The sequence below is a fragment of the Streptomyces sp. NPDC104581 genome, from assembly GCF_055583685.1.
Map to the genome: position 1 here is coordinate 129,706 of NZ_JBVJNN010000015.1, position 16,586 is coordinate 146,291.

The 16,586-nt window shown below is 71.4% G+C and carries 19 protein-coding genes; 11 read left to right on the forward strand and 8 right to left on the reverse strand.

All coding sequences use genetic code 11. The features are described 5' to 3' along the window. Positions 1-195 precede the first annotated feature (195 nt). Complete coding sequence (locus tag ACZ61E_RS15220; protein WP_469700093.1) at positions 196-456, reverse strand: UBP-type zinc finger domain-containing protein; 261 nt, start codon at positions 454-456, stop codon at positions 196-198. A 35-nt stretch (positions 457-491) separates the two neighbouring features. Here ACZ61E_RS15220 and ACZ61E_RS15225 point away from each other — a divergent pair, with 35 nt between their 5' ends. After that, the gene (locus ACZ61E_RS15225) at positions 492-2,090 is read left to right on the forward strand and encodes a Na+/H+ antiporter (protein ID WP_469700094.1); all 1,599 of its coding nucleotides are present in this window, start codon (positions 492-494) and stop codon (positions 2,088-2,090) included. Here the strand turns inward: ACZ61E_RS15225 and ACZ61E_RS15230 are convergent. Beyond that, a complete protein-coding gene (locus ACZ61E_RS15230; RefSeq protein ID WP_469700095.1) occupies positions 2,069-3,034 on the reverse strand; it encodes a 1-aminocyclopropane-1-carboxylate deaminase/D-cysteine desulfhydrase in 966 nt (321 codons plus the stop codon). The genes ACZ61E_RS15225 and ACZ61E_RS15230 overlap by 22 nt on opposite strands. 42 nt (positions 3,035-3,076) lie before the next feature. Next, entirely contained in the window at positions 3,077-3,667 is a 591-nt protein-coding gene (locus ACZ61E_RS15235) for an N-acetylmuramoyl-L-alanine amidase (RefSeq protein WP_355187977.1), read from the reverse strand. Positions 3,668-3,935: 268 nt separating this feature from the next. Between ACZ61E_RS15235 and ACZ61E_RS15240 the strand changes: the two genes are divergently transcribed. From ACZ61E_RS15240 to ACZ61E_RS15255, 4 genes are all read left to right on the forward strand, one after another. Next, positions 3,936-5,342 carry a family 2B encapsulin nanocompartment shell protein gene (locus ACZ61E_RS15240; RefSeq protein ID WP_469700096.1) on the forward strand — a complete coding sequence of 469 codons (1,407 nt, stop codon included), beginning with the start codon at positions 3,936-3,938 and terminating at the stop codon, positions 5,340-5,342. Positions 5,343-5,462: 120 nt separating this feature from the next. Continuing rightward, on the forward strand, positions 5,463-6,503 hold the full coding sequence (locus tag ACZ61E_RS15245) for a family 2 encapsulin nanocompartment cargo protein polyprenyl transferase (protein WP_469700097.1): 1,041 nt from the start codon (positions 5,463-5,465) through the stop codon (positions 6,501-6,503). Positions 6,504-6,672: 169 nt separating this feature from the next. After that, positions 6,673-7,251 (forward strand): dihydrofolate reductase family protein, encoded by a 579-nt coding sequence (locus tag ACZ61E_RS15250; protein ID WP_469700098.1) that lies wholly within the window; start codon positions 6,673-6,675, stop codon positions 7,249-7,251. A gap of 89 nt (positions 7,252-7,340) precedes the next feature. After that, positions 7,341-7,781 carry a DUF6304 family protein gene (locus tag ACZ61E_RS15255; protein WP_469700099.1) on the forward strand — a complete coding sequence of 147 codons (441 nt, stop codon included), beginning with the start codon at positions 7,341-7,343 and terminating at the stop codon, positions 7,779-7,781. A gap of 244 nt (positions 7,782-8,025) precedes the next feature. On the opposite strand, the gene snpA is transcribed toward ACZ61E_RS15255, so the two are convergent. Beyond that, positions 8,026-8,679, reverse strand: a complete 654-nt coding sequence (gene snpA / locus ACZ61E_RS15260; RefSeq protein ID WP_469700100.1) for a snapalysin — start codon at positions 8,677-8,679, stop codon at positions 8,026-8,028. 202 nt (positions 8,680-8,881) lie between these two features. Between snpA and ACZ61E_RS15265 the strand changes: the two genes are divergently transcribed. Then, the gene (locus ACZ61E_RS15265) at positions 8,882-9,937 is read left to right on the forward strand and encodes a LysR family transcriptional regulator (protein ID WP_469700101.1); all 1,056 of its coding nucleotides are present in this window, start codon (positions 8,882-8,884) and stop codon (positions 9,935-9,937) included. Positions 9,938-10,049: 112 nt separating this feature from the next. On the opposite strand, the gene ACZ61E_RS15270 is transcribed toward ACZ61E_RS15265, so the two are convergent. Beyond that, positions 10,050-10,628: a TetR/AcrR family transcriptional regulator gene (locus ACZ61E_RS15270; RefSeq protein ID WP_469700118.1), complete on the reverse strand. Its 579-nt coding sequence runs from the start codon at positions 10,626-10,628 to the stop codon at positions 10,050-10,052. Positions 10,629-10,799: 171 nt separating this feature from the next. Here ACZ61E_RS15270 and ACZ61E_RS15275 point away from each other — a divergent pair, with 171 nt between their 5' ends. Beyond that, the gene (locus ACZ61E_RS15275) at positions 10,800-11,732 is read left to right on the forward strand and encodes a DMT family transporter (protein WP_469700102.1); all 933 of its coding nucleotides are present in this window, start codon (positions 10,800-10,802) and stop codon (positions 11,730-11,732) included. A gap of 68 nt (positions 11,733-11,800) precedes the next feature. Beyond that, complete coding sequence (locus ACZ61E_RS15280; RefSeq protein ID WP_469700103.1) at positions 11,801-12,241, forward strand: RidA family protein; 441 nt, start codon at positions 11,801-11,803, stop codon at positions 12,239-12,241. A 185-nt stretch (positions 12,242-12,426) separates the two neighbouring features. On the opposite strand, the gene ACZ61E_RS15285 is transcribed toward ACZ61E_RS15280, so the two are convergent. After that, the gene (locus ACZ61E_RS15285; protein WP_469700104.1) at positions 12,427-13,293 is read right to left on the reverse strand and encodes an RNA polymerase sigma factor SigF; all 867 of its coding nucleotides are present in this window, start codon (positions 13,291-13,293) and stop codon (positions 12,427-12,429) included. Between the two features lie 230 nt (positions 13,294-13,523). Between ACZ61E_RS15285 and ACZ61E_RS15290 the strand changes: the two genes are divergently transcribed. Next, positions 13,524-13,967: a hypothetical protein gene (locus tag ACZ61E_RS15290; protein WP_469700105.1), complete on the forward strand. Its 444-nt coding sequence runs from the start codon at positions 13,524-13,526 to the stop codon at positions 13,965-13,967. Positions 13,968-14,107: 140 nt separating this feature from the next. Here the strand turns inward: ACZ61E_RS15290 and sodN are convergent, their stop codons facing one another. Further along, positions 14,108-14,503, reverse strand: coding sequence for a superoxide dismutase, Ni (sodN, locus tag ACZ61E_RS15295; protein ID WP_078075133.1), 396 nt, complete (start codon positions 14,501-14,503; stop codon positions 14,108-14,110). Between the two features lie 150 nt (positions 14,504-14,653). On the opposite strand from sodN, the gene sodX reads away from it, so the two are divergent. Continuing rightward, positions 14,654-15,073 (forward strand): nickel-type superoxide dismutase maturation protease, encoded by a 420-nt coding sequence (gene sodX, locus ACZ61E_RS15300; protein WP_469700106.1) that lies wholly within the window; start codon positions 14,654-14,656, stop codon positions 15,071-15,073. Here the strand turns inward: sodX and ACZ61E_RS15305 are convergent. After that, positions 14,956-15,606 carry a CGNR zinc finger domain-containing protein gene (locus tag ACZ61E_RS15305; protein ID WP_469700107.1) on the reverse strand — a complete coding sequence of 217 codons (651 nt, stop codon included), beginning with the start codon at positions 15,604-15,606 and terminating at the stop codon, positions 14,956-14,958. The genes sodX and ACZ61E_RS15305 overlap by 118 nt on opposite strands. 191 nt (positions 15,607-15,797) lie before the next feature. Here ACZ61E_RS15305 and ACZ61E_RS15310 point away from each other — a divergent pair, with 191 nt between their 5' ends. Next, positions 15,798-16,487, forward strand: a complete 690-nt coding sequence (locus tag ACZ61E_RS15310; RefSeq protein ID WP_469700119.1) for a class I SAM-dependent methyltransferase — start codon at positions 15,798-15,800, stop codon at positions 16,485-16,487. The last annotated feature ends 99 nt before the right edge of the window (positions 16,488-16,586 follow it).

The window sequence follows — 16,586 nt, forward strand, 5'->3', positions numbered from 1 at the left end:
CCTCGCGTTACATGGTCGGCACAAGGCCGGTCTGGACTGGCGACGCTATCGCGATCCATGGTCCCGTGTCGCAGGGACCCCCGGGCCGGCACCGACCGGTCAGTTACTCATAGTAGGCATACGAGTACGGACAGTGGCTAGAGGTGTGCGGGAACCAATTGCGAAGAACCGGCGGATGGTTGACGTACCCAGGGCTCAGACGATCGAACCGTCGGCGAAGCACCAGCGCCACGACTCACCGGGCTCGTAGCTGCGCATCACGGGGTGTCCCGTCTCCCTGAAATGCCGGGTGGCGTGCCGGTGCGGTGACGAGTCGCAGCACCCCACATGACCGCAGACCAGACAGAGCCGGAGCTGTACGTGGTGGCTGCCCGAAGCCTCACACTCCAGGCAGGCCGCGCTCAGCGGCACGGGTTCGGGGCGTGGGAGGTCGGCAACGTGCGGGCACTCACTCATGATGGCCAGATTACGACGCTAGCGGAGGACGTGGGATGGACCCGTTGCAGCTGATCGCCCTGGTGGCGGGAAGCGCGGTGATCGCGGCGGCGGCGCGCAGGACACCCGTTCCGGCCCCGCTGCTCCTTGTCACGGCGGGGCTCGGCGCCGCCTACGTACCGGGCGTGCCCAGCTACGTACTCGACCCGCACATCGTGCTGCCCCTGCTGCTGCCGCCCCTGCTGCACACGGCCGCCGTGGAGAGCTCGTACTTGGACCTGCGGGCCAATGTGCGGGCCGTCGGCCTGCTCTCCGTGGGATACGTCCTCTTCGCGACGGTCGTCGTCGGCTATCTCGCGTATCTGTTCATCCCCGAGATGCCGCTGACCGCGGCCCTGGTGCTCGGCGCCGTCATCGCGCCGCCGGACGCGGTCGCCGCCACCGCGATCGCGCGCAGACTGGGGCTGCCCAGCCGGATCACGACCATCCTCCAGGGTGAGTCGCTGGTGAACGACGCGACCGCGATCACCGCGTTCAAGGTGGCCCTCGCGGCGGCCGTAGGGGAGGGCGCGAGCTGGGCCGGCGGGATCGGCGAGTTCGCGCTTGCCTCCCTGGGAGGCATCGGAATCGGCCTCGTACTGATGGTGCCGCTCCACTGGCTCCGTACGCATCTGCGGGAGGCGCTTCTCCAGAACACCCTCTCGCTGCTCATCCCGTTCGTCGCCTACGCGGCGGCCGAACAGGTGGGCGCCTCGGGGGTGCTGGCCGTCGTCGTGGTCGGGCTCTACCTCGGCCACCGGTCCTGGCAGGTCGACTTCGCGACCCGGCTCCAGGAGCAGGCCGTGTGGAAGATGGTGTCGTTCCTCCTGGAGTCCGTCGTCTTCGCGCTGATCGGGCTCCAGCTCCCCTATGTACTGAAGGGGCTCGGCTCCTACGGGGGGACGGAGGTCGCCGGTTACGCCGTCGGGGTGTTCGCCACCGTCGTGCTGGTCCGCTATCTCTGGGTCTTCCCGGCCACCTTCGTACCGCGTCTGCTGTCGAAGCGGGTCAGGGAGCGGGAACCGGACACCACCTGGAAGGCGCCGCTGATCGTCGGCTGGGCCGGCATGCGCGGCGTGGTGTCGCTGGCCATCGCCTTCTCCATCCCGCTGACCACGCACGACGGCGCGGCCTTCCCGGCCCGCAACCTCGTTCTCTTCCTGACGTTCACGACCGTCATCGCGACCCTGGTCGTCCAGGGCCTCACGCTGCCCGCGCTGATCAGGACGCTGAAGCTGCCGGGGCGCGACAGCTACGCCGAGACGCTGGCCGAGGCACAGGCGCAGAGCCGGGCGTCGCTGGCGGCGGAACAGCGGCTCGACGAACTGCTCGCCGACGAGCGCAACGCCCTGGCCGAACCGCTGGCCGACCGGCTCAGGAACGTGCTGGAGCGGCGGCGGAACTCCGTGTGGGAGCGGCTCGGCACGGTCAACGAACTGACCGGCGAATCCGCCGACCGCACCTATCAGCGGCTGTCCAGGGAGATGATCGGCGCCGAGCGGGAGGTCTTCGTGACGCTGCGGGACGAGCGGCGGATCGACGACGAGATGCTGCGGACGCTGCTGCGCAGACTGGATCTGGAGGAGGCCGTGGCCTACCGCGAGGAGACCGACTGACCACCGTCGGCCGGGCCGGGAGGACGGCCGGTGACGACGGCGGCGACCGTGCTGCCGCGCGGGAAGGCGCCCTCCTCGGCGAGGGTGGTCAGCCCGAGGAGCATCTTGGCCACGTACAGGCGCTCGACCGGGAGCCCGTGACGGTCCTCGAAGTCGGCGGCGAAGCCTTCGGCGGCGGGACTCGTACGGGCGTAGCCGCCGCCGTGGAAGCGCTCGTCCAGAGTCCAGTCGCCCCGGGGCCCGCCGAACGCGGCCAGCTGGAGGGCGCGGATCTCCCCGGCCAGGAAGCCGCCCTTCAGCACCGGGAAGCCGACGGCGCGCTGGCCCGGGTCGAGACCGGCGGCCAGGCCCGCCAGTGTCCCGCCGGTGCCGCAGGCGACAGCCACCACGTCGGCCGCGCCGCGCAGCTCCCGGCCGAGGGCCGCGCAGCCCCGCGCGGCAAGGGAGTTGCTGCCGCCCTCCGGAAGGACGTGGACCTGCTCGCGGGGCAGCCCGAGACCGTCGAGGGCCGCCTCCAGGATCTCCCTCATTACGGAGGGCTCGGTCTTGCGGCGATAGGTCGCCCGGTCGACGAAACGCAGCCGCATGCCGTCGGCCGCGCACGCGGCGAGTGACGGGTTCAGCGGGCGGGTGGCCAGTTCGTCGCCCCGTACGACGCCGACCGTCGCGAAGCCGAGCAGCCGGCCCGCGGCGGCGGTGGCGCGCAGATGGTTGGAGTAGGCGCCGCCGAAGGTCAGCAGGACGCGGTGACCGCCCTCGGAGGCGGCCCGCAGGTTGGGTTCGAGTTTGCGCCACTTGTTGCCCGGCAGGGCGGCGTGGATCAGATCGTCGCGCTTGAGCAGCAGCCGTACGCCGCGGCGGGTGAAGCGCTCGTCCTCGACGGCCCCCAGGGGTGACGGCAGGCGTGGCCGCAGGGCGGCGAGGTCGAGCGCTTCCGGAGTCACACGTCGATTGTCGCGCCGGCCGGCGCCGGGCCGGCCGGCGGGCTACTTCAGGCGTTCGTCGACACGCCGCCGCAGACCCGCCATGGAGACGCCGCGCGGGTCGATCTTGCCCGGCTGCCACTCCAGGTGGCCGATGACCGAGGGGCCGTTCCAGTTGTGGACGCGGCAGACGGCGGCCGCCGCGGCCTCCATCGCCTCCACCTGGACGGCCGGCCACGGGTCCTTGCCGTCGCCCAGGTTCTCGCACTCGAAACCGTAGAAGTGCCGGTTGCCGTCCGTGTTGGCCTCGTTGTCCGGCGGCAGGGCCTTCTCGGCGATCACGGCGCGCAGGACGTCGTCGTCGCCACTGCCCGCGTGGTTGGCCCGGCCGTAGCCGACGAGATGGACTCTGCCGTCCTTCGAGATGACACCGTGGCACAGCGGCCCCGGCAGTCCCGCGTACCCGTCACGGCAGATTCGGACGGTGTTCGCGGTGCCCTTGGTGACCGTGTGGTGCATCATCACGCCGTGCACCGGGCCCCAGGGCCCCACGTGGTTGCGGTTGTGCGTACGCCAGTCGCCGACCTCGACGACCGTCAGACCCTCGTTCTTCAGCGCGCGGATGAAGCTGCTCGCAGACATGGGTGTGGCCATGGCCGCCTCCTGACCGATGGATGTGGAGCGTTCTGCTTCGGTTCTTTTCGCTGGCCTCTTACCCGGACACGGCGGAGTGGACCATCGATTCGCACGCTGTACGAGCCGATCCGGTCACTTTCGGCCGGGCGTGAGCCGTGGATGACAGAAGCCGTGAATGTGCCCCGACCACGCGGATCCAGTCCCACTCATTTGTGTGATGGCGCGACAACTACACGTGATGCAAAGCTTTTTCACGCAGGTCAGCCCATGATCGAGAGGGAGATTCATGTCGGTTGGTGACGAGGTCCGTACGGTGGAGCCCCCTTCCCAGCAGAGTCTGGGAACGGCCGCGGCACGGAACCTGGCGACCACCACGAAGTCGGCGCCACAGATGCAGGAGATCACCTCACGGTGGCTGCTGCGGATGCTGCCCTGGGTGCAGGTCCAGGGCGGTACGTACCGGGTCAACCGCCGACTCAGCTATTCGGTCGGCGACGGACGCGTGACGTTCGTGCAGACCGGCGACCGGGTGGCGGTCATCCCGGCCGAGCTGGGTGAGCTGCCGGCGCTCCGCGACTTCGAGGACGAGGAGGTACTGACCGAGCTGGCGAACCGCTGCGAGCAGCAGGAGTTCGCACCGGGCCAGACCGTGGCCGAGGCCGGCGGCCCGGCCGACCGGGTGTACCTGCTGGCCCACGGCAAGGTGGAGAAGGTCGGCGAGGGGCCCTACGGGGACGAGACCGTGCTCGAAGTCCTCGCCGACGGGGCGTACTTCGGGGATCAGTCGCTGGTGGACGAGGAGGCCACCTGGTCGTACACGGCGCGTGCGGCCACGGCCTGCACCGTACTGGTGCTGACCCGGCAGGACGTGCTGAACCTCGCCGAGCGGGCGCAGTCGCTGCGCGGCCATCTGGACGCGCTGGTGTCCATCCCCGCGCAGCGGACCAACAAGTACGGCGAGGCGGCCATCGAGCTGTCCGCCGGCCATGTCGGCGAGGCGCTGGTGCCCCATACGTTCGTGGACTACGAGGGGGCGCCGAGGGAGTACGAGCTGAGCGTCGCGCAGACCGTACTGAAGGTCCACAGCAGGGTCGCGGACCTCTACAACCAGCCGATGAACCAGACCGAGCAGCAGTTGCGGCTCACGGTCGAGGCGCTGCGCGAGCGCCAGGAGCACGAGCTGGTGAACAACCGCGAGTTCGGCCTGCTGCACAACTGCGACTACGGCCAGCGGCTCCAGCCGCACGACGGCGCGCCGACCCCCGACGACATGGACGAGCTGCTGTCCCGCCGCCGCGGCTCGAAGATGTTCCTCGCCCACCCGCGGGCCATCGCCGCCTTCGGCCGTGAGTGCAACAAGCGGGGGCTCAATCCGGCCACGGTGGAGGTCGGGGGCCACCATGTGCCGGCCTGGCGCGGTGTGCCGATCTTCCCCTGCAACAAGATCCCGGTCTCCGACGCCCGGACGACCTCGATCATCTGTATGCGTACGGGTGAGAGCGAGCAGGGCGTCATCGGGCTCCAGCAGAGCGGCATCCCGGACGAGATCGAGCCCAGCATGTCGGTCCGGTTCATGGGCATCGACGAGCAGGCGATCATCTCGTACCTGGTCACCGCCTACTACTCGGCGGCGGTGCTCGTGCCGGACGCCCTCGGCGTCCTGGAGAACGTGGAAGTGAGCCGCTGGCGGTGACGTGACCCGAGCGCTGTCTCCGGGTGGGGCCCGTCCGTCCGTACGGCGGCCGGGCCCCACCCGGCACGCGCCTGTCGCCCACCGGTTCCCCAGCCCGCCGCAGAGGAAGTGACCGTGACCATGACCAGCACGGATGCCGCCACCGATGGCCATGAGGCCGTGGCGCTCCTGGAGCGCAGCCGTAGCGTCGTCCAACCCGAACTGCGCGCGGCCGTCGAGTCGTTGCCCCCGGCGGTACGCCGTGTCGTGAGGTACCACCTCGGCTGGGAGCGGGCCGACGGCTCACCGGTGGCGGGCGGCGCGGGCAAGGCGATCAGGCCCGCTCTGGTGCTTGCGGCGGCGCGGGCGACGGGCGGGGAGCCGCACCGCGCCGTCCCGGCGGCGGTCGCCGTGGAGCTGGCGCACAACTTCACCCTGCTGCACGACGACGTCATCGACGAGGACCCGACCCGCAGACACCGGCCCACGGCCTGGACGGTCTTCGGCACCACCGACGCGATCATCGCCGGCGACGCCCTCCAGGCGCTGGCGCTGCGGCTGCTGGCCGAGGACCGCCATCCGGCCTCGTCCCCGGCGGCCGTACGGCTCACCGACTGCGTCATCGAGCTGTGCGCCGGACAGCAGACGGACTGCGCGCTGGAACGGCGCGGGCCGAACGACGTCTCGCTCGACGAGGTCCTGACGATGGCGATGGCCAAGACCGGCGCGCTGCTGGGTACGTCGTGCGCGCTCGGCGCGCTCTACGCGGACGCGGACGACGAGGCGGTGGCGGCGCTCGACGCCTTCGGGCGGGAGGCGGGGCTGGCCTTCCAGCTCATCGACGACCTGATCGGGATCTGGGGCGACCCCGACCGTACGGGCAAGCCGGCCGGTGCGGATCTGGTCGCCCACAAGAAGTCGCTGCCGGTCGTCGCCGCGCTGGTCTCGGGTCATCCGGCCGCCGAGGAGCTGGCGGATCTCTATCTGCGGCCGATGGACGGGGCGGCCGTCGCGCGGGCGGCCTCGGCGGTCGAGCGGGCGGGGGGACGCGACTGGGCGCAGGAGCAGGCGGCGGACCGGATGTCCCGGGCGGTGCGGCAACTGTCCGGCGCGGTCCCGGATCTGGCGACGGCGGGCGACCTGCTTGCCCTGGCGGAGTACGTCACGCGCCGCACGCGGTAGGGCGGCGCGCGGGTCACCGAACGGGCCGCGGCCGGGGCCGGAGAAAAGAGCTTGCGTAACCACTACAGGTGAAGCACTATGGATGAAGTGGTCAAGGTCGCGCGCTCCGGATGCGCTCCGGGCGGCGGCCCTTGGCCTCTTCTGTCGCCCACCGTGAAAGAGGACAGGCTTGCGCAAGCTCAGCTATTTCATCGCCGCGTCGATCGACGGTTTCATCGGCGACCCCAGTGGTGAGGCGGACTTCTTCACCCGCTTCGTGGACGAGGAGTTCCTCGGCTTCCTGAAGGACGAGTATCCGGAGACGCTGCCGACGCACGGCCGCAGGCCGCTCGGACTCGACCACCTGGAGAACAAGCGGTTCGACACCGTCATCCAGGGCCGCCGCAGCTACGACCTGGCCCTGCAGGTCGGCATCACCAGTCCGTACGCGCACATGCGCCAGCTCGTGGCGTCGCGGACCCTCACGAGCCCCGACCCGGCCGTGGAGATCGTCTCCGGCGATGTCGCCGCCAGGATCGGGGAGTTGAAGAAGGAGGACGGTCTCGGGATCTATCTCTGCGGCGGCGCGGATCTCGCAGCCCAGCTGATCGGGGAGGTGGACGAACTGGTCATCAAGTCGTATCCGCTGATCCTCGGCTCCGGAATGCCCATGTTCGGCACGGAGTTCGCGCTCACCGAGTTCGAGCTGGAATCCCACCGCGCCTTCGGCAACGGAGTGGTCGTCAGGACATACGGCCGCAAGCGGTGAAGGCGCCCGGCGTTGGGTGCGGCGGGCCGTGTAGCGGTAAGCGGTGACCCACGCGGCGGCGGAGCCCTCCGTACCGCTACAGTCCGCGCATGACAGCGGAGTCGACGGAGTCATGGGCGGGCTGGTACCGGGACCGCCGTGGGGCGGAGCCCATCGCGATCAGCGCGGACGGGCGGCAAGTCCGCACCTGTATAAGGGGAGTTGCATACGAGGGGGCCGATTTCTCCGTGCTCGAACCCACGGAGGCGGGAGGGGTGTTGTCGTCCTGTGTGCTGGAGTGGGACATACCCATGCCCGTCAGCGCGGGCGGCACGGTGCAACAGGCCACGCTCAGCTGCCTGCTGACGCTCGGTGAGCGTCCGGCCGGCACGCCTTCCGGGCGGGCGGAGCTGAGCCTCACGCTGCGCTGCGGCGGCGCGGCCTACGAGTCGGGCATCGTCGGGGGAGGATTCCGCGACGCGCTCGACCGGATCAGGCGACAGCTGCCCGACGGCACGGAGTTCGAGGGCAGGATTCTGGTGAACGCCTGACCTCCCGGAACCCTCGGAGACCCGAAGCGCACCGGCAGGTGTCCGACGTCTGCCGGTGCCTTTGCCGGTCCCGGTGCCGATCCTGCGGTACGGCCCGGTGGACGGCAAACGCGGCACGGGCGTGCCGGTACTCGACCAGTGAGTACCGGCACGCCCGATCTTGGCGCCTGACCCGGTGGGGGGTTCGCGATCCGACGGCCGGTCGTGGGGACCGGGCGTCGGACCACGACGGATCAGCGACGGTTCAGGATGCCTTGGCCAGCGCGGCCGTGAAGCCGTTCGCCCAGAGGCTCTCGACCTGGCTGCGCTCGACCGCGTCCGGCTGCGAGTTGGTGCAGGACGGGCCGGGGCCACCACCCGACATCAGCTTGCTGCACGGGGCGGTGTAGTTGTCCGGCAGGCCGAGCACGTGCCCGGTCTCGTGGGCCGTCACGCGCAGGGAGTCGTACTGCTGGTTCTGCGCGTAGTCCAGGAAGATGTAGCCACGGCCGTGTCCGTCGGTGCTCGCGTACGAGCCACGCGGGTCGTTGCCCTCTTCGTAGGTGAAGTCGGCGTTGCTGCCCTGCTGGAGCTGCACGTTGGAGACCGCGCTGTTCCAGATCTGGGTGCTGCTGGCTATCTGGCCGGCGAACGACGGGGCGCCGGAGGCGTCGTAGACGACGGTGACCGCGAGCGCGCCGGGGTTGGCGGCACGCTTCTCGGCGACCGACTTCATGACCGCCTGGTAGAAGGCCTTGGTCGCCGCCGAGTCCTCGGCCGAGCCCTCGTACGCCGCGTACGAGGTGGTGGGCGCGTCGCTGGTGGGGGCAGCGGCGGCGACCGGGGCGGAGGTGAGGGCCGTGGCGAACGCGAGCGAGATTCCGCAGATCGCGGAGAGGGCCGTCTTGGGGTATCTCATGTGGGGGGCTCCTACTCGTCCAGGGAACGGGTTCGGTAGGGACGAGTGTCGTGCCCCGCGGCGCCGTGGCGGATGATGCCGAAGGGCGATAGCACGGGAGTATCACCCCGGCTGCCGGTCGCCCAATTTTCCGTGAATGACGGCCGATTGGCGCCTTTTGGGTCCCTGGCGTGACGCAAAATGCAGGCCTACTCTTCAGTACATGGAGCTGGAGGTCAGGCATCTGCGAGCGCTGTGCGCCATAGCCGACGCGGGAAGTCTGCACAAAGCGGCCCGGCAGCTCGGTATGAGCCAGCCGTCCCTGACGACGCAGCTGCGGCGGATCGAGAACTCACTGGGCGCCGAGCTGTTCTCCCGTGAACGCACCGGCTGCCGCCCCACCCTGCTCGGTCACTCCGTACTCAGCCGGGCACGTCCGCTGGTCGCGGGGATGGCCGTGCTCGTCAGCGAGGCGCGGGCCGCGGCCGACCGGTCCGCCGGGCCCCGGCTGCGGATCGGTTCGACGGCCAGCCGCGCGCTCGCGGGCTGGCTGCGCAGGCTGCGCGAGCGGCTGCCGGACACGGACATCTCGCTCCAGATGGACGTCTCGGCCAACGCCCTGCTGCGGCAGGTCGCCGCGGGCGGGCTCGACGTGGCGTTCGTGCACGAGGTGGAGGGCTGCCCGCTGCGCGTGCCGCCGGGCCTCGACCGCCGCGTACTGGTCGAACGGGAGCCGCAGTTCATCTCACTGGCCCGGGACCACCCGGCGGCCGGCCGCCCGGTCGTGGAGCTGGCCGACCTGGCGGGTGACCGGTGGATGATCGACCCGACCGTGGACGGCGAATGGGACGGTCTGCGCCGCGTGCTGAGCGATGCCGGGCTCAACCCGCCGGTCCTGCACGGGGATTACCTCACCGCCTCGTCGCTGATCGCGGTGGGCGAGGCGATAGCGCCGTGCCAGCCCACCTCGGTCCCGCGCGAGGACATGGTGGTGCGTCCGCTGCGGGACGACCCGCTGGGGGTGCGGCTGCTGCTGTTCTCGCGGCCGGGGGTGTACGAGGGCGCGGGCATCGCGGGTCCGGAAGCGGACGGCCCCGGCGAGGATGACGGCGCCGGGGCGCACGCCGGGGACACGGACGGTGAAGGCGACGCCCCCGGTGGCGCGGAGGTCTACGCGGACCTGGCGGCGGCCTACCGCGAGGCGGCGTTGCAGGCCGGGGTGTACCGCCAGTGGCTGACGCGCAACAAGAGCCCCCTGCTCCACGCCCCCGCCGCCTGAGACCCCGGTAGGACCCCGGTACGGCCCCGCCGGGCGCGGGGTTCATCGACCCGGCGGCCTTCCGGGGCGTACCGCTGCTCCCGTGCGGGCGGGCGTGCCGTGCGGCCGGGTGTCATGCGTACGGCGCGAGCACGGCGCGTGCCTGTTCACGGGCGAATTCCACGGCGTCGGGGAAGATCCCGAGGCCGTGGGCGACGAGCGCGCCCTCGTGCAGGAGCATCAGCGTGCGGGCGAGGCGGTCGGCCGCCTCGGCCCCGGTGGCCCCGCCCGGCGCCGTGACCTCCCGGGCGAGCGAGCCGAACAGCTCCAGCATCCACGCCTTCTGACCGGTGATGACCGCGAACGCCGGATGCGCCGGATCGTCGATCTCCGCATGGGCGTTGACCATGCTGCACCCGCGCGAGCCGTTCTCGGCCACCCAGTCCCGCGAGGCCGCGAAGACGGCGAGGACATGCTCGGCGGGTGACGGGGGAGCGGCGGCCAGCCGCTCGTCCAGGAAGGCGCGCCAGCGCTCGTCGCGTCCGGCCAGATACTCGACGACGATCTGCTCCTTCGAGCCGAACCGGTCGTAGAGCGTCTTCTTGGTGACCCCCGCCTCGGCGGCGATGAGGTCGACGCCGACGGCGTGGATGCCGCGCTCGTAGAAGAGGCGCGACGCCGCCTCCAGGGCCCGGCGCGCGCCGGGGGTCAGGACGATCCGGTGGGGCGGCGCCGGCCTCCGGACGCCCTCCGCCGGCTCCGGTCGCCCGGGGGTGCTGCTCGTGCTCCGGCTCATGGCCACAAGTATACCGCTCTGTATAGTGGGGCCCGTGAGTAAACAGATCGGTATACCTGTCTCCTCGTCCATGGGCGGTGTCCTGCCGTGAACCTCCTCCTCGCCGTCGCGTTCGTCCTCTGCTGGAGCTCCGGCTTCATCGGCGCGAAGCTCGGCGCCGGCGGCGCCGACGCCGTCACGGTCCTGATGTGGCGCTTCCTGCCCCTGGCGCTGGTCCTGGGGGCGTTCGCCGTCGGCCGGGCCCGCGCCGCCTGGCGCGGTCTGACGGCGCGCGACGTGCTGCGGCAGTGCGTGATCGGCGCGCTGTCCCAGAGCGGCTACCTCCTCACCGTCTACTACGCGATCCGGCTCGGCGTCTCCAGCGGCACCACCGCCCTGATCGACGGGACCCAGCCGCTCGTCGCGGGCGCCCTGGCCGGACCGCTGCTGCGCAGCCATGTCTCCGGGCGCCAGTGGCTGGGCCTGTGCCTCGGTGTGACGGGTGTGCTCGTCGTGACGTCGGCGGACGCGGGGGCCGCGGAGGGCGTCGAGCCGTGGGCGTACGGGGTGCCGTTCCTCGGCATGCTGTCGCTGGTGGCCGCCACGTTCCTGGAGAGCCGCTCGCGCACGGTGGTCGCGCCCTCCGTGGCGATGACGGTCCACTGCGCCACGAGCGCCGTCGTCTTCACCGCCCTCGCGGCGGCGGCCGGCGCCGCCGTGCCGCCCGCCGACTTGTCCTTCTGGGTGGCCGTCGGCTGGCTGGTGGTCCTGGCGACATTCGGCGGATACGGCCTCTACTGGCTGGTCCTGCGCCGCTCCGGGATCCTGCGGGTGAACACCCTGATGTTCCTCATGGCGCCCGTCACGGCGGTCTGGGGAGCGCTGATGTTCGGTGAGCCCTTCGGCCCGGCCACGGCCGCCGGCCTCGCCGTCGCCCTGCTCGCGGTGGTGGTCGTACGGGGCGGGGCCGCCCGCCCGGCGCCCGGCGGAAACTCCGGTGACGTACCGGCCCGTCGCGCCGACAATGGCACGCGGGTGTGACCGCGAGCTCACTTCGCGACCGGTCCCCCGCCGGCCCGTGGACCCACCGACAGGCAAGGAGCGACCGCATGGTGCGGCGCAGAGTCGTCCCCGCCCTCTTCCCGCCGCCCGGCTACGCGCACGCGGCCGTCGTCGCAACCGGCAGCCGCCTGGCGTTCCTGGCGGGCTCCGTACCGCTCGACAGGGACGGCACACTCGTCGGACCGGGCGACTTCACCGCCCAGACCGAGCAGGTCCTCGCGAATCTGGAGACCGCGCTGCGCGATGTCGGCAGCGACCTCGGCCGGGTGGTGAGCACCGACGTGTACGTGGTGTCGTCCGACCCGGCGGACCTCAGCCGGGTCTGGGACGTCGTCCACGCCTCGGGCCTGACCGGGGGGCCGCACACCTCCACGCTGCTCGGAGTCACGTGCCTCGGCTACACCGGCCAACTGGTGGAGATCACGGCGGTTGCGGAGGTCGATGAGGAGGGCGGTCCCGCCAAGACCCCGGCGCCATCCGCCGGTTGACGCGTACTCAGGTCCGTGGCCGTCCGGCTCGCCGGGGGCCGCGCCGAGAACGACAAGGACGCCGACGCCGCCGGTCCGGGGGCGCGGACGGCGGCGTCGACGCGGCTTGTGCGGTCCGGAAGCGGCCCCGCGCGATTCGCCGGACTCCGGTGACCGGGGTGACCCGGGTGGCCCGGGTGGCCCGCTCAGCCGTCGGCGAGCATCCCGTCGCGGAGCTTGGCCAGGGTCCGGGCGAGGATTCTGGAGATCTGCATCTGCGAGACCCCGAACCGTTCACCGATCTGGGACTGGGTCAGCTCCTGCCCGTAGCGCAGTTCGAGGATCTGACGTTCCCGCTCGTCCAGTGTGCTCAGCAGCGGCGCGAGGCTGTGGAAGTCCTCGACCAGCTCCATGGCGGGGTCGCACGCGCCGACGAGGTCCGCGACCGACGTGCCGCTCCTGCCGGGGGCGCCCGTGCCGGAGTCGGCGGGCAGGTCGAGCGAGTCTGAGTTGTAGCCGTTGGCGGCGATCAGCCCCTCGACGATCTCCTCCTCGCTCAGCTTCAGATGCTCGGCCAGCTCCCGTACGGTCGGCTCCCGGTCGAGGCGCACCGCGAGCTGGTCCTTGGCCCGCGCGAGCTGGATCCGCAACTCCTGGAGCCGGCGCGGCACATGCACGGCCCAGCTCGTGTCACGGAAGAAGCGCTTGATCTCGCCGACGATGTACGGCACGGCGAACGAGGTGAATTCCACCTCGCGCGACAGCTCGAACCGGTCGATGGCCTTGATCAGACCGATCGTCCCGACCTGGACGATGTCCTCCAGCTGGTCGTCCCGGTTGCGGAACCGCTGGGCGGCGAACCTGACCAGCGACAGGTTCATCTCGATCAGCGTGTTGCGCGCGTACTGGTACTCGTGCGTGCCCTCTTCGAGGGTCCGCAGCTGCTGGAAGAACACCTTCGACAACTCGCGCGCGTCCCTGGGCGCGATCTGACCCGCGTCCTCGATCCACGGGAGCTCCCCGACCCGTGGCTCCGTCAGGGGGTCGGCGGTTCTCCTGAACTGGGTGGACATGGACATGATGTTGATTCCCTCCCGGATCGGCGAGCGGGGGCTCGACGGTGCGACGTGTTCCCAGCTCTCCCCCGGTTATGCGCTCTCCGCACACATTTTCTCCCCTCCCCGCGCCGCCCCCGAACCCTCGGAGGCGGTGACCGGCGCCATGGGGTCACTTCACGAGTGCTGGGTGGCCCCGTCGGCACCTCCGACTTGGGACGACGACCCGCCCTGTACGGTCAGTGGCCATGCAGCAGGAAGAGTCCACCCCGCCCGTACCCGCACAGCCCCCCGTCTCCGCCGTCGCGTCCCGCGGAAGCGGCCGCCTCGTGGCAGCCCTGGTGATCGGGCTCCTGCTGGGCGCCGGTGGCGTGGGGGCGGCCCGGGCCATCGCCGGGGACGGGAGCACGGACACGTCCGGGGCGGCGGTCGACGCGCGCGGTGCGTGCGACGCCCTCGCCGGGTTCGACGAATCGAAGTTCACGGCGAAGGGCGACGAGGGCCTGGTGGCCCTCAACCGCTGGAGCGGCGCCGTGACCCTGTCCGCCGCGGCGGCGGCGGGCGACCCGGCGTACAAGTCGCTCTCGGACTCGCTCAGCCGGGCGCAGGCCCGTCACGCGCAGGTCTTCGACTTCGACGCCGGGGTGAAGGAGGACCTGGCGAAGGCCCGCGGCATCTGCGAGGACCTCTAGCGACTGCGCGCGTCCATCGGGCGGGCGAAGAAGACCGCACCCGCTCCGGCGGGGACGCCACTCTCGGCGTCCGCGGAACGGGTGCGGAACGGCAGGCGTGTTGACCGGCGTGATCGCAGGTCAGGCGGCCCGGCCATGGATCAGGCCTTCTTGGTCTCCCAGAAGATCTTGTCGATCTGGGCGATGTAGTCCAGGGCCTTCTGGCCCGTCGCCGGGTCCGTCGAGCCCTTCGCGGCCGACAGCGCCTTCAGGGCGTCGTTGACCAGCTGGTGCAGCTCCGGGTACTTCTCGAAGTGCGGGGGCTTGAAGTAGTCGCTCCACAGCACCGAGACGTGGTGCTTGGCGAGTTCGGCGCGCTGCTCCTTGATGACCGTGGCGCGGGCCTGGAAGTGCGCGTCGTCGTTGCCCGCCATCTTTTCCTGGACGGCCTTGACCGACTCGGCTTCGATGCGGGCCTGGGCGGGGTCGTACACGCCGCAGGGGAGGTCGCAGTGCGCGCTGACCTTCACCTTGGGTGCAAACAGGCGGGAAAGCATGGAGCTGTCCTTCCTCGTGATCGTCTTCTCAGGTGGGACATTACTCCGTGAGAAGCCGGATTTCGCGAGTGCCCCCTAGGGCTTAGGACAAAAGTCCGGGGTCGGATCGGGACCGGCGGCGGAACGTACCGTGGGACCGGGAGGTGCCGGATGACGGAGCACGGGCGCGAGCCGAGGGCACTGCTGGGGATCGCGGAGGTGTCGGGACCGTCCATGTATCCCACCCTCCGACAGGGCGATCAACTGCTGGTGCACTACCACGCACCCGTCAGGGTCGGGGACATTGCCGTACTGAGGCATCCGCTCCAGCAGGATCTGCTCATCGTGAAGCGGCTGGTCGAGCGACGCGACGGCGGATGGTGGGTGCTCGGCGACAATCCGGGTGCCGAGGGGGACAGCCGGGTGTTCGGGGCCGTCCCCGCCGAACTGCTGCTCGGCCGGGTGCGGGCCCGCTACCGGCCGCGCGCCGAGGACCAGCGGTCGGTGGCCGGCGCGCTCGCGTGGGCCTTCTCCGCGCTGCGGCCCGTGCTGTCCGACCGCTCCGTCTCCAGGCGTTTGCGGGCCCGGTAGGCGGCGACGTTGGCGCGTGTCGCGCAGCGGTCCGAGCAGTAGCGGCGGGAGCGGTTGGTCGACGTGTCGAGGTAGGCGTTGCGGCAGGGCGCGGCCTGGCACAGGCCCAGCCGGTCCACGCCGTACTCCGTCAGATGGAACGCCAGGCCCATCGCGGCGATCGCGGCGAACCCGGAGGTGGCGTTCGACGAGTGCTCCGCCAGATGCATGTGCCAGCGCGGGCGCCCCTCGTCGTCGAGGAAGTCGTGGCCGGAGATCTGCGGGCTGACGGGGAACTCCAGGAGCAGCGAGTTGAGCAGGTCGACCGCGTGGGTGGCCTCGCCCCCGTCGGCCGCCGCGAAGATCGCGCGCAGCCGTGCCCGTACGGAACGGAAGCGGGTGACGTCCGCCTCGGTGGCGCGGCGTGACGCCGCCGTGGACTCGCCGAAGAGGGCGCGGACGGCCTCGACCGAGGTCAGGGTGTCCGTGCCGCGGGCCGGTTCCTCGGTGTTGACCAGGCGTAGGGCGTAGTCCGAGTAAGAGGCCAGTTCCACTTGTAGTCCTTACGGCAGCGGTCTAAGGTCGGCGTAATAGCTGTTCTTGGGTACAGGGTATTACGAAGCGGAGGGTTCCGATGGTGGACACGGGAGCGGACGCGGGGACCGCTGTGAGCGGGGCGCCCACGCCGGAGCGGCTCCGCTGGCGGGCCTGGCAGGACAGCTGGGACCGCCAGCAGGAGTGGTACATGCCCGACCGCGAGGAGCGCTTCCGGGTCATGCTCGACATGACCGAGGCCCTGGTGGGACCCGAACCGAGGGTGCTCGACCTCGCCTGCGGCACGGGCAGCATCACCGACCGGCTCTTCCACCGGTTCCCAGCGGCCACCAGCACCGGCGTCGACCTCGACCCCGCGCTGCTCGCCATCGCCGGCGGCTACTTCGCCGGCGACACACGTCTGACCCTGGTGCGGGCCGACCTCAAGGACCCCGGCTGGACGGCGAAGCTGCCGTACGAGTCGTACGACGCCGTCCTCACCGCCACCGCGCTGCACTGGCTGCACAGCGAACCGCTGGCCGTGCTGTACGGGCAGATCGCCGGACTCGTCAGGCCCGGCGGCGTCTTCATGAACGCCGACCACATGACGGACGACAGCACGCCCCGTATCAACGCCGCCGAACGCGCCCACCGGCACCGGGAGATGGACCGCGCCAAGGCGGAGGGCGCCGTCGACTGGGCCGACTGGTGGGACCTCGCCGCCGAGGACCCGGTCCTCGCGGGTCCGACCGCCGAGCGCTTCGCGATCTACGGCGAGCACGCGGACGGCGACACTCCCTCCGCCGCATGGCACGCGAGGACCCTGACCGACGCGGGCTTCGGCGAGGCGCGCCCGGTCTGGGCCTCCCCGTCGGACTCGCTGATGCTCGCCCTGAAGTAGCCGGCACGGGGGGGGGGGGGGGGGGGGGGGGGGGGGGGGGGGGGGGGGGGGGGGGGGGGGGGGGGGGGGGGGGGGGGGGGGGGGGGGGGGGGGGGGGCG

Bases quoted from the DNA above. Each gene is read 5' to 3' on its own strand.
- ACZ61E_RS15220 (WP_469700093.1), bottom strand. From the start codon at position 456: ATGAGTGAGTGCCCGCACGTTGCCGACCTCCCACGCCCCGAACCCGTG.
- ACZ61E_RS15225 (WP_469700094.1), top strand. From the start codon at position 492: ATGGACCCGTTGCAGCTGATCGCCCTGGTGGCGGGAAGCGCGGTGATC.
- ACZ61E_RS15235 (WP_355187977.1), bottom strand. From the start codon at position 3,667: ATGGCCACACCCATGTCTGCGAGCAGCTTCATCCGCGCGCTGAAGAAC.
- ACZ61E_RS15240 (WP_469700096.1), top strand. From the start codon at position 3,936: ATGTCGGTTGGTGACGAGGTCCGTACGGTGGAGCCCCCTTCCCAGCAG.
- ACZ61E_RS15245 (WP_469700097.1), top strand. From the start codon at position 5,463: ATGACCAGCACGGATGCCGCCACCGATGGCCATGAGGCCGTGGCGCTC.
- ACZ61E_RS15255 (WP_469700099.1), top strand. From the start codon at position 7,341: ATGACAGCGGAGTCGACGGAGTCATGGGCGGGCTGGTACCGGGACCGC.
- snpA (WP_469700100.1), bottom strand. From the start codon at position 8,679: ATGAGATACCCCAAGACGGCCCTCTCCGCGATCTGCGGAATCTCGCTC.
- ACZ61E_RS15265 (WP_469700101.1), top strand. From the start codon at position 8,882: ATGGAGCTGGAGGTCAGGCATCTGCGAGCGCTGTGCGCCATAGCCGAC.
- ACZ61E_RS15280 (WP_469700103.1), top strand. From the start codon at position 11,801: ATGGTGCGGCGCAGAGTCGTCCCCGCCCTCTTCCCGCCGCCCGGCTAC.
- ACZ61E_RS15285 (WP_469700104.1), bottom strand. From the start codon at position 13,293: ATGTCCACCCAGTTCAGGAGAACCGCCGACCCCCTGACGGAGCCACGG.
- ACZ61E_RS15290 (WP_469700105.1), top strand. From the start codon at position 13,524: ATGCAGCAGGAAGAGTCCACCCCGCCCGTACCCGCACAGCCCCCCGTC.
- sodN (WP_078075133.1), bottom strand. From the start codon at position 14,503: ATGCTTTCCCGCCTGTTTGCACCCAAGGTGAAGGTCAGCGCGCACTGC.
- sodX (WP_469700106.1), top strand. From the start codon at position 14,654: ATGACGGAGCACGGGCGCGAGCCGAGGGCACTGCTGGGGATCGCGGAG.
- ACZ61E_RS15310 (WP_469700119.1), top strand. From the start codon at position 15,798: ATGCCCGACCGCGAGGAGCGCTTCCGGGTCATGCTCGACATGACCGAG.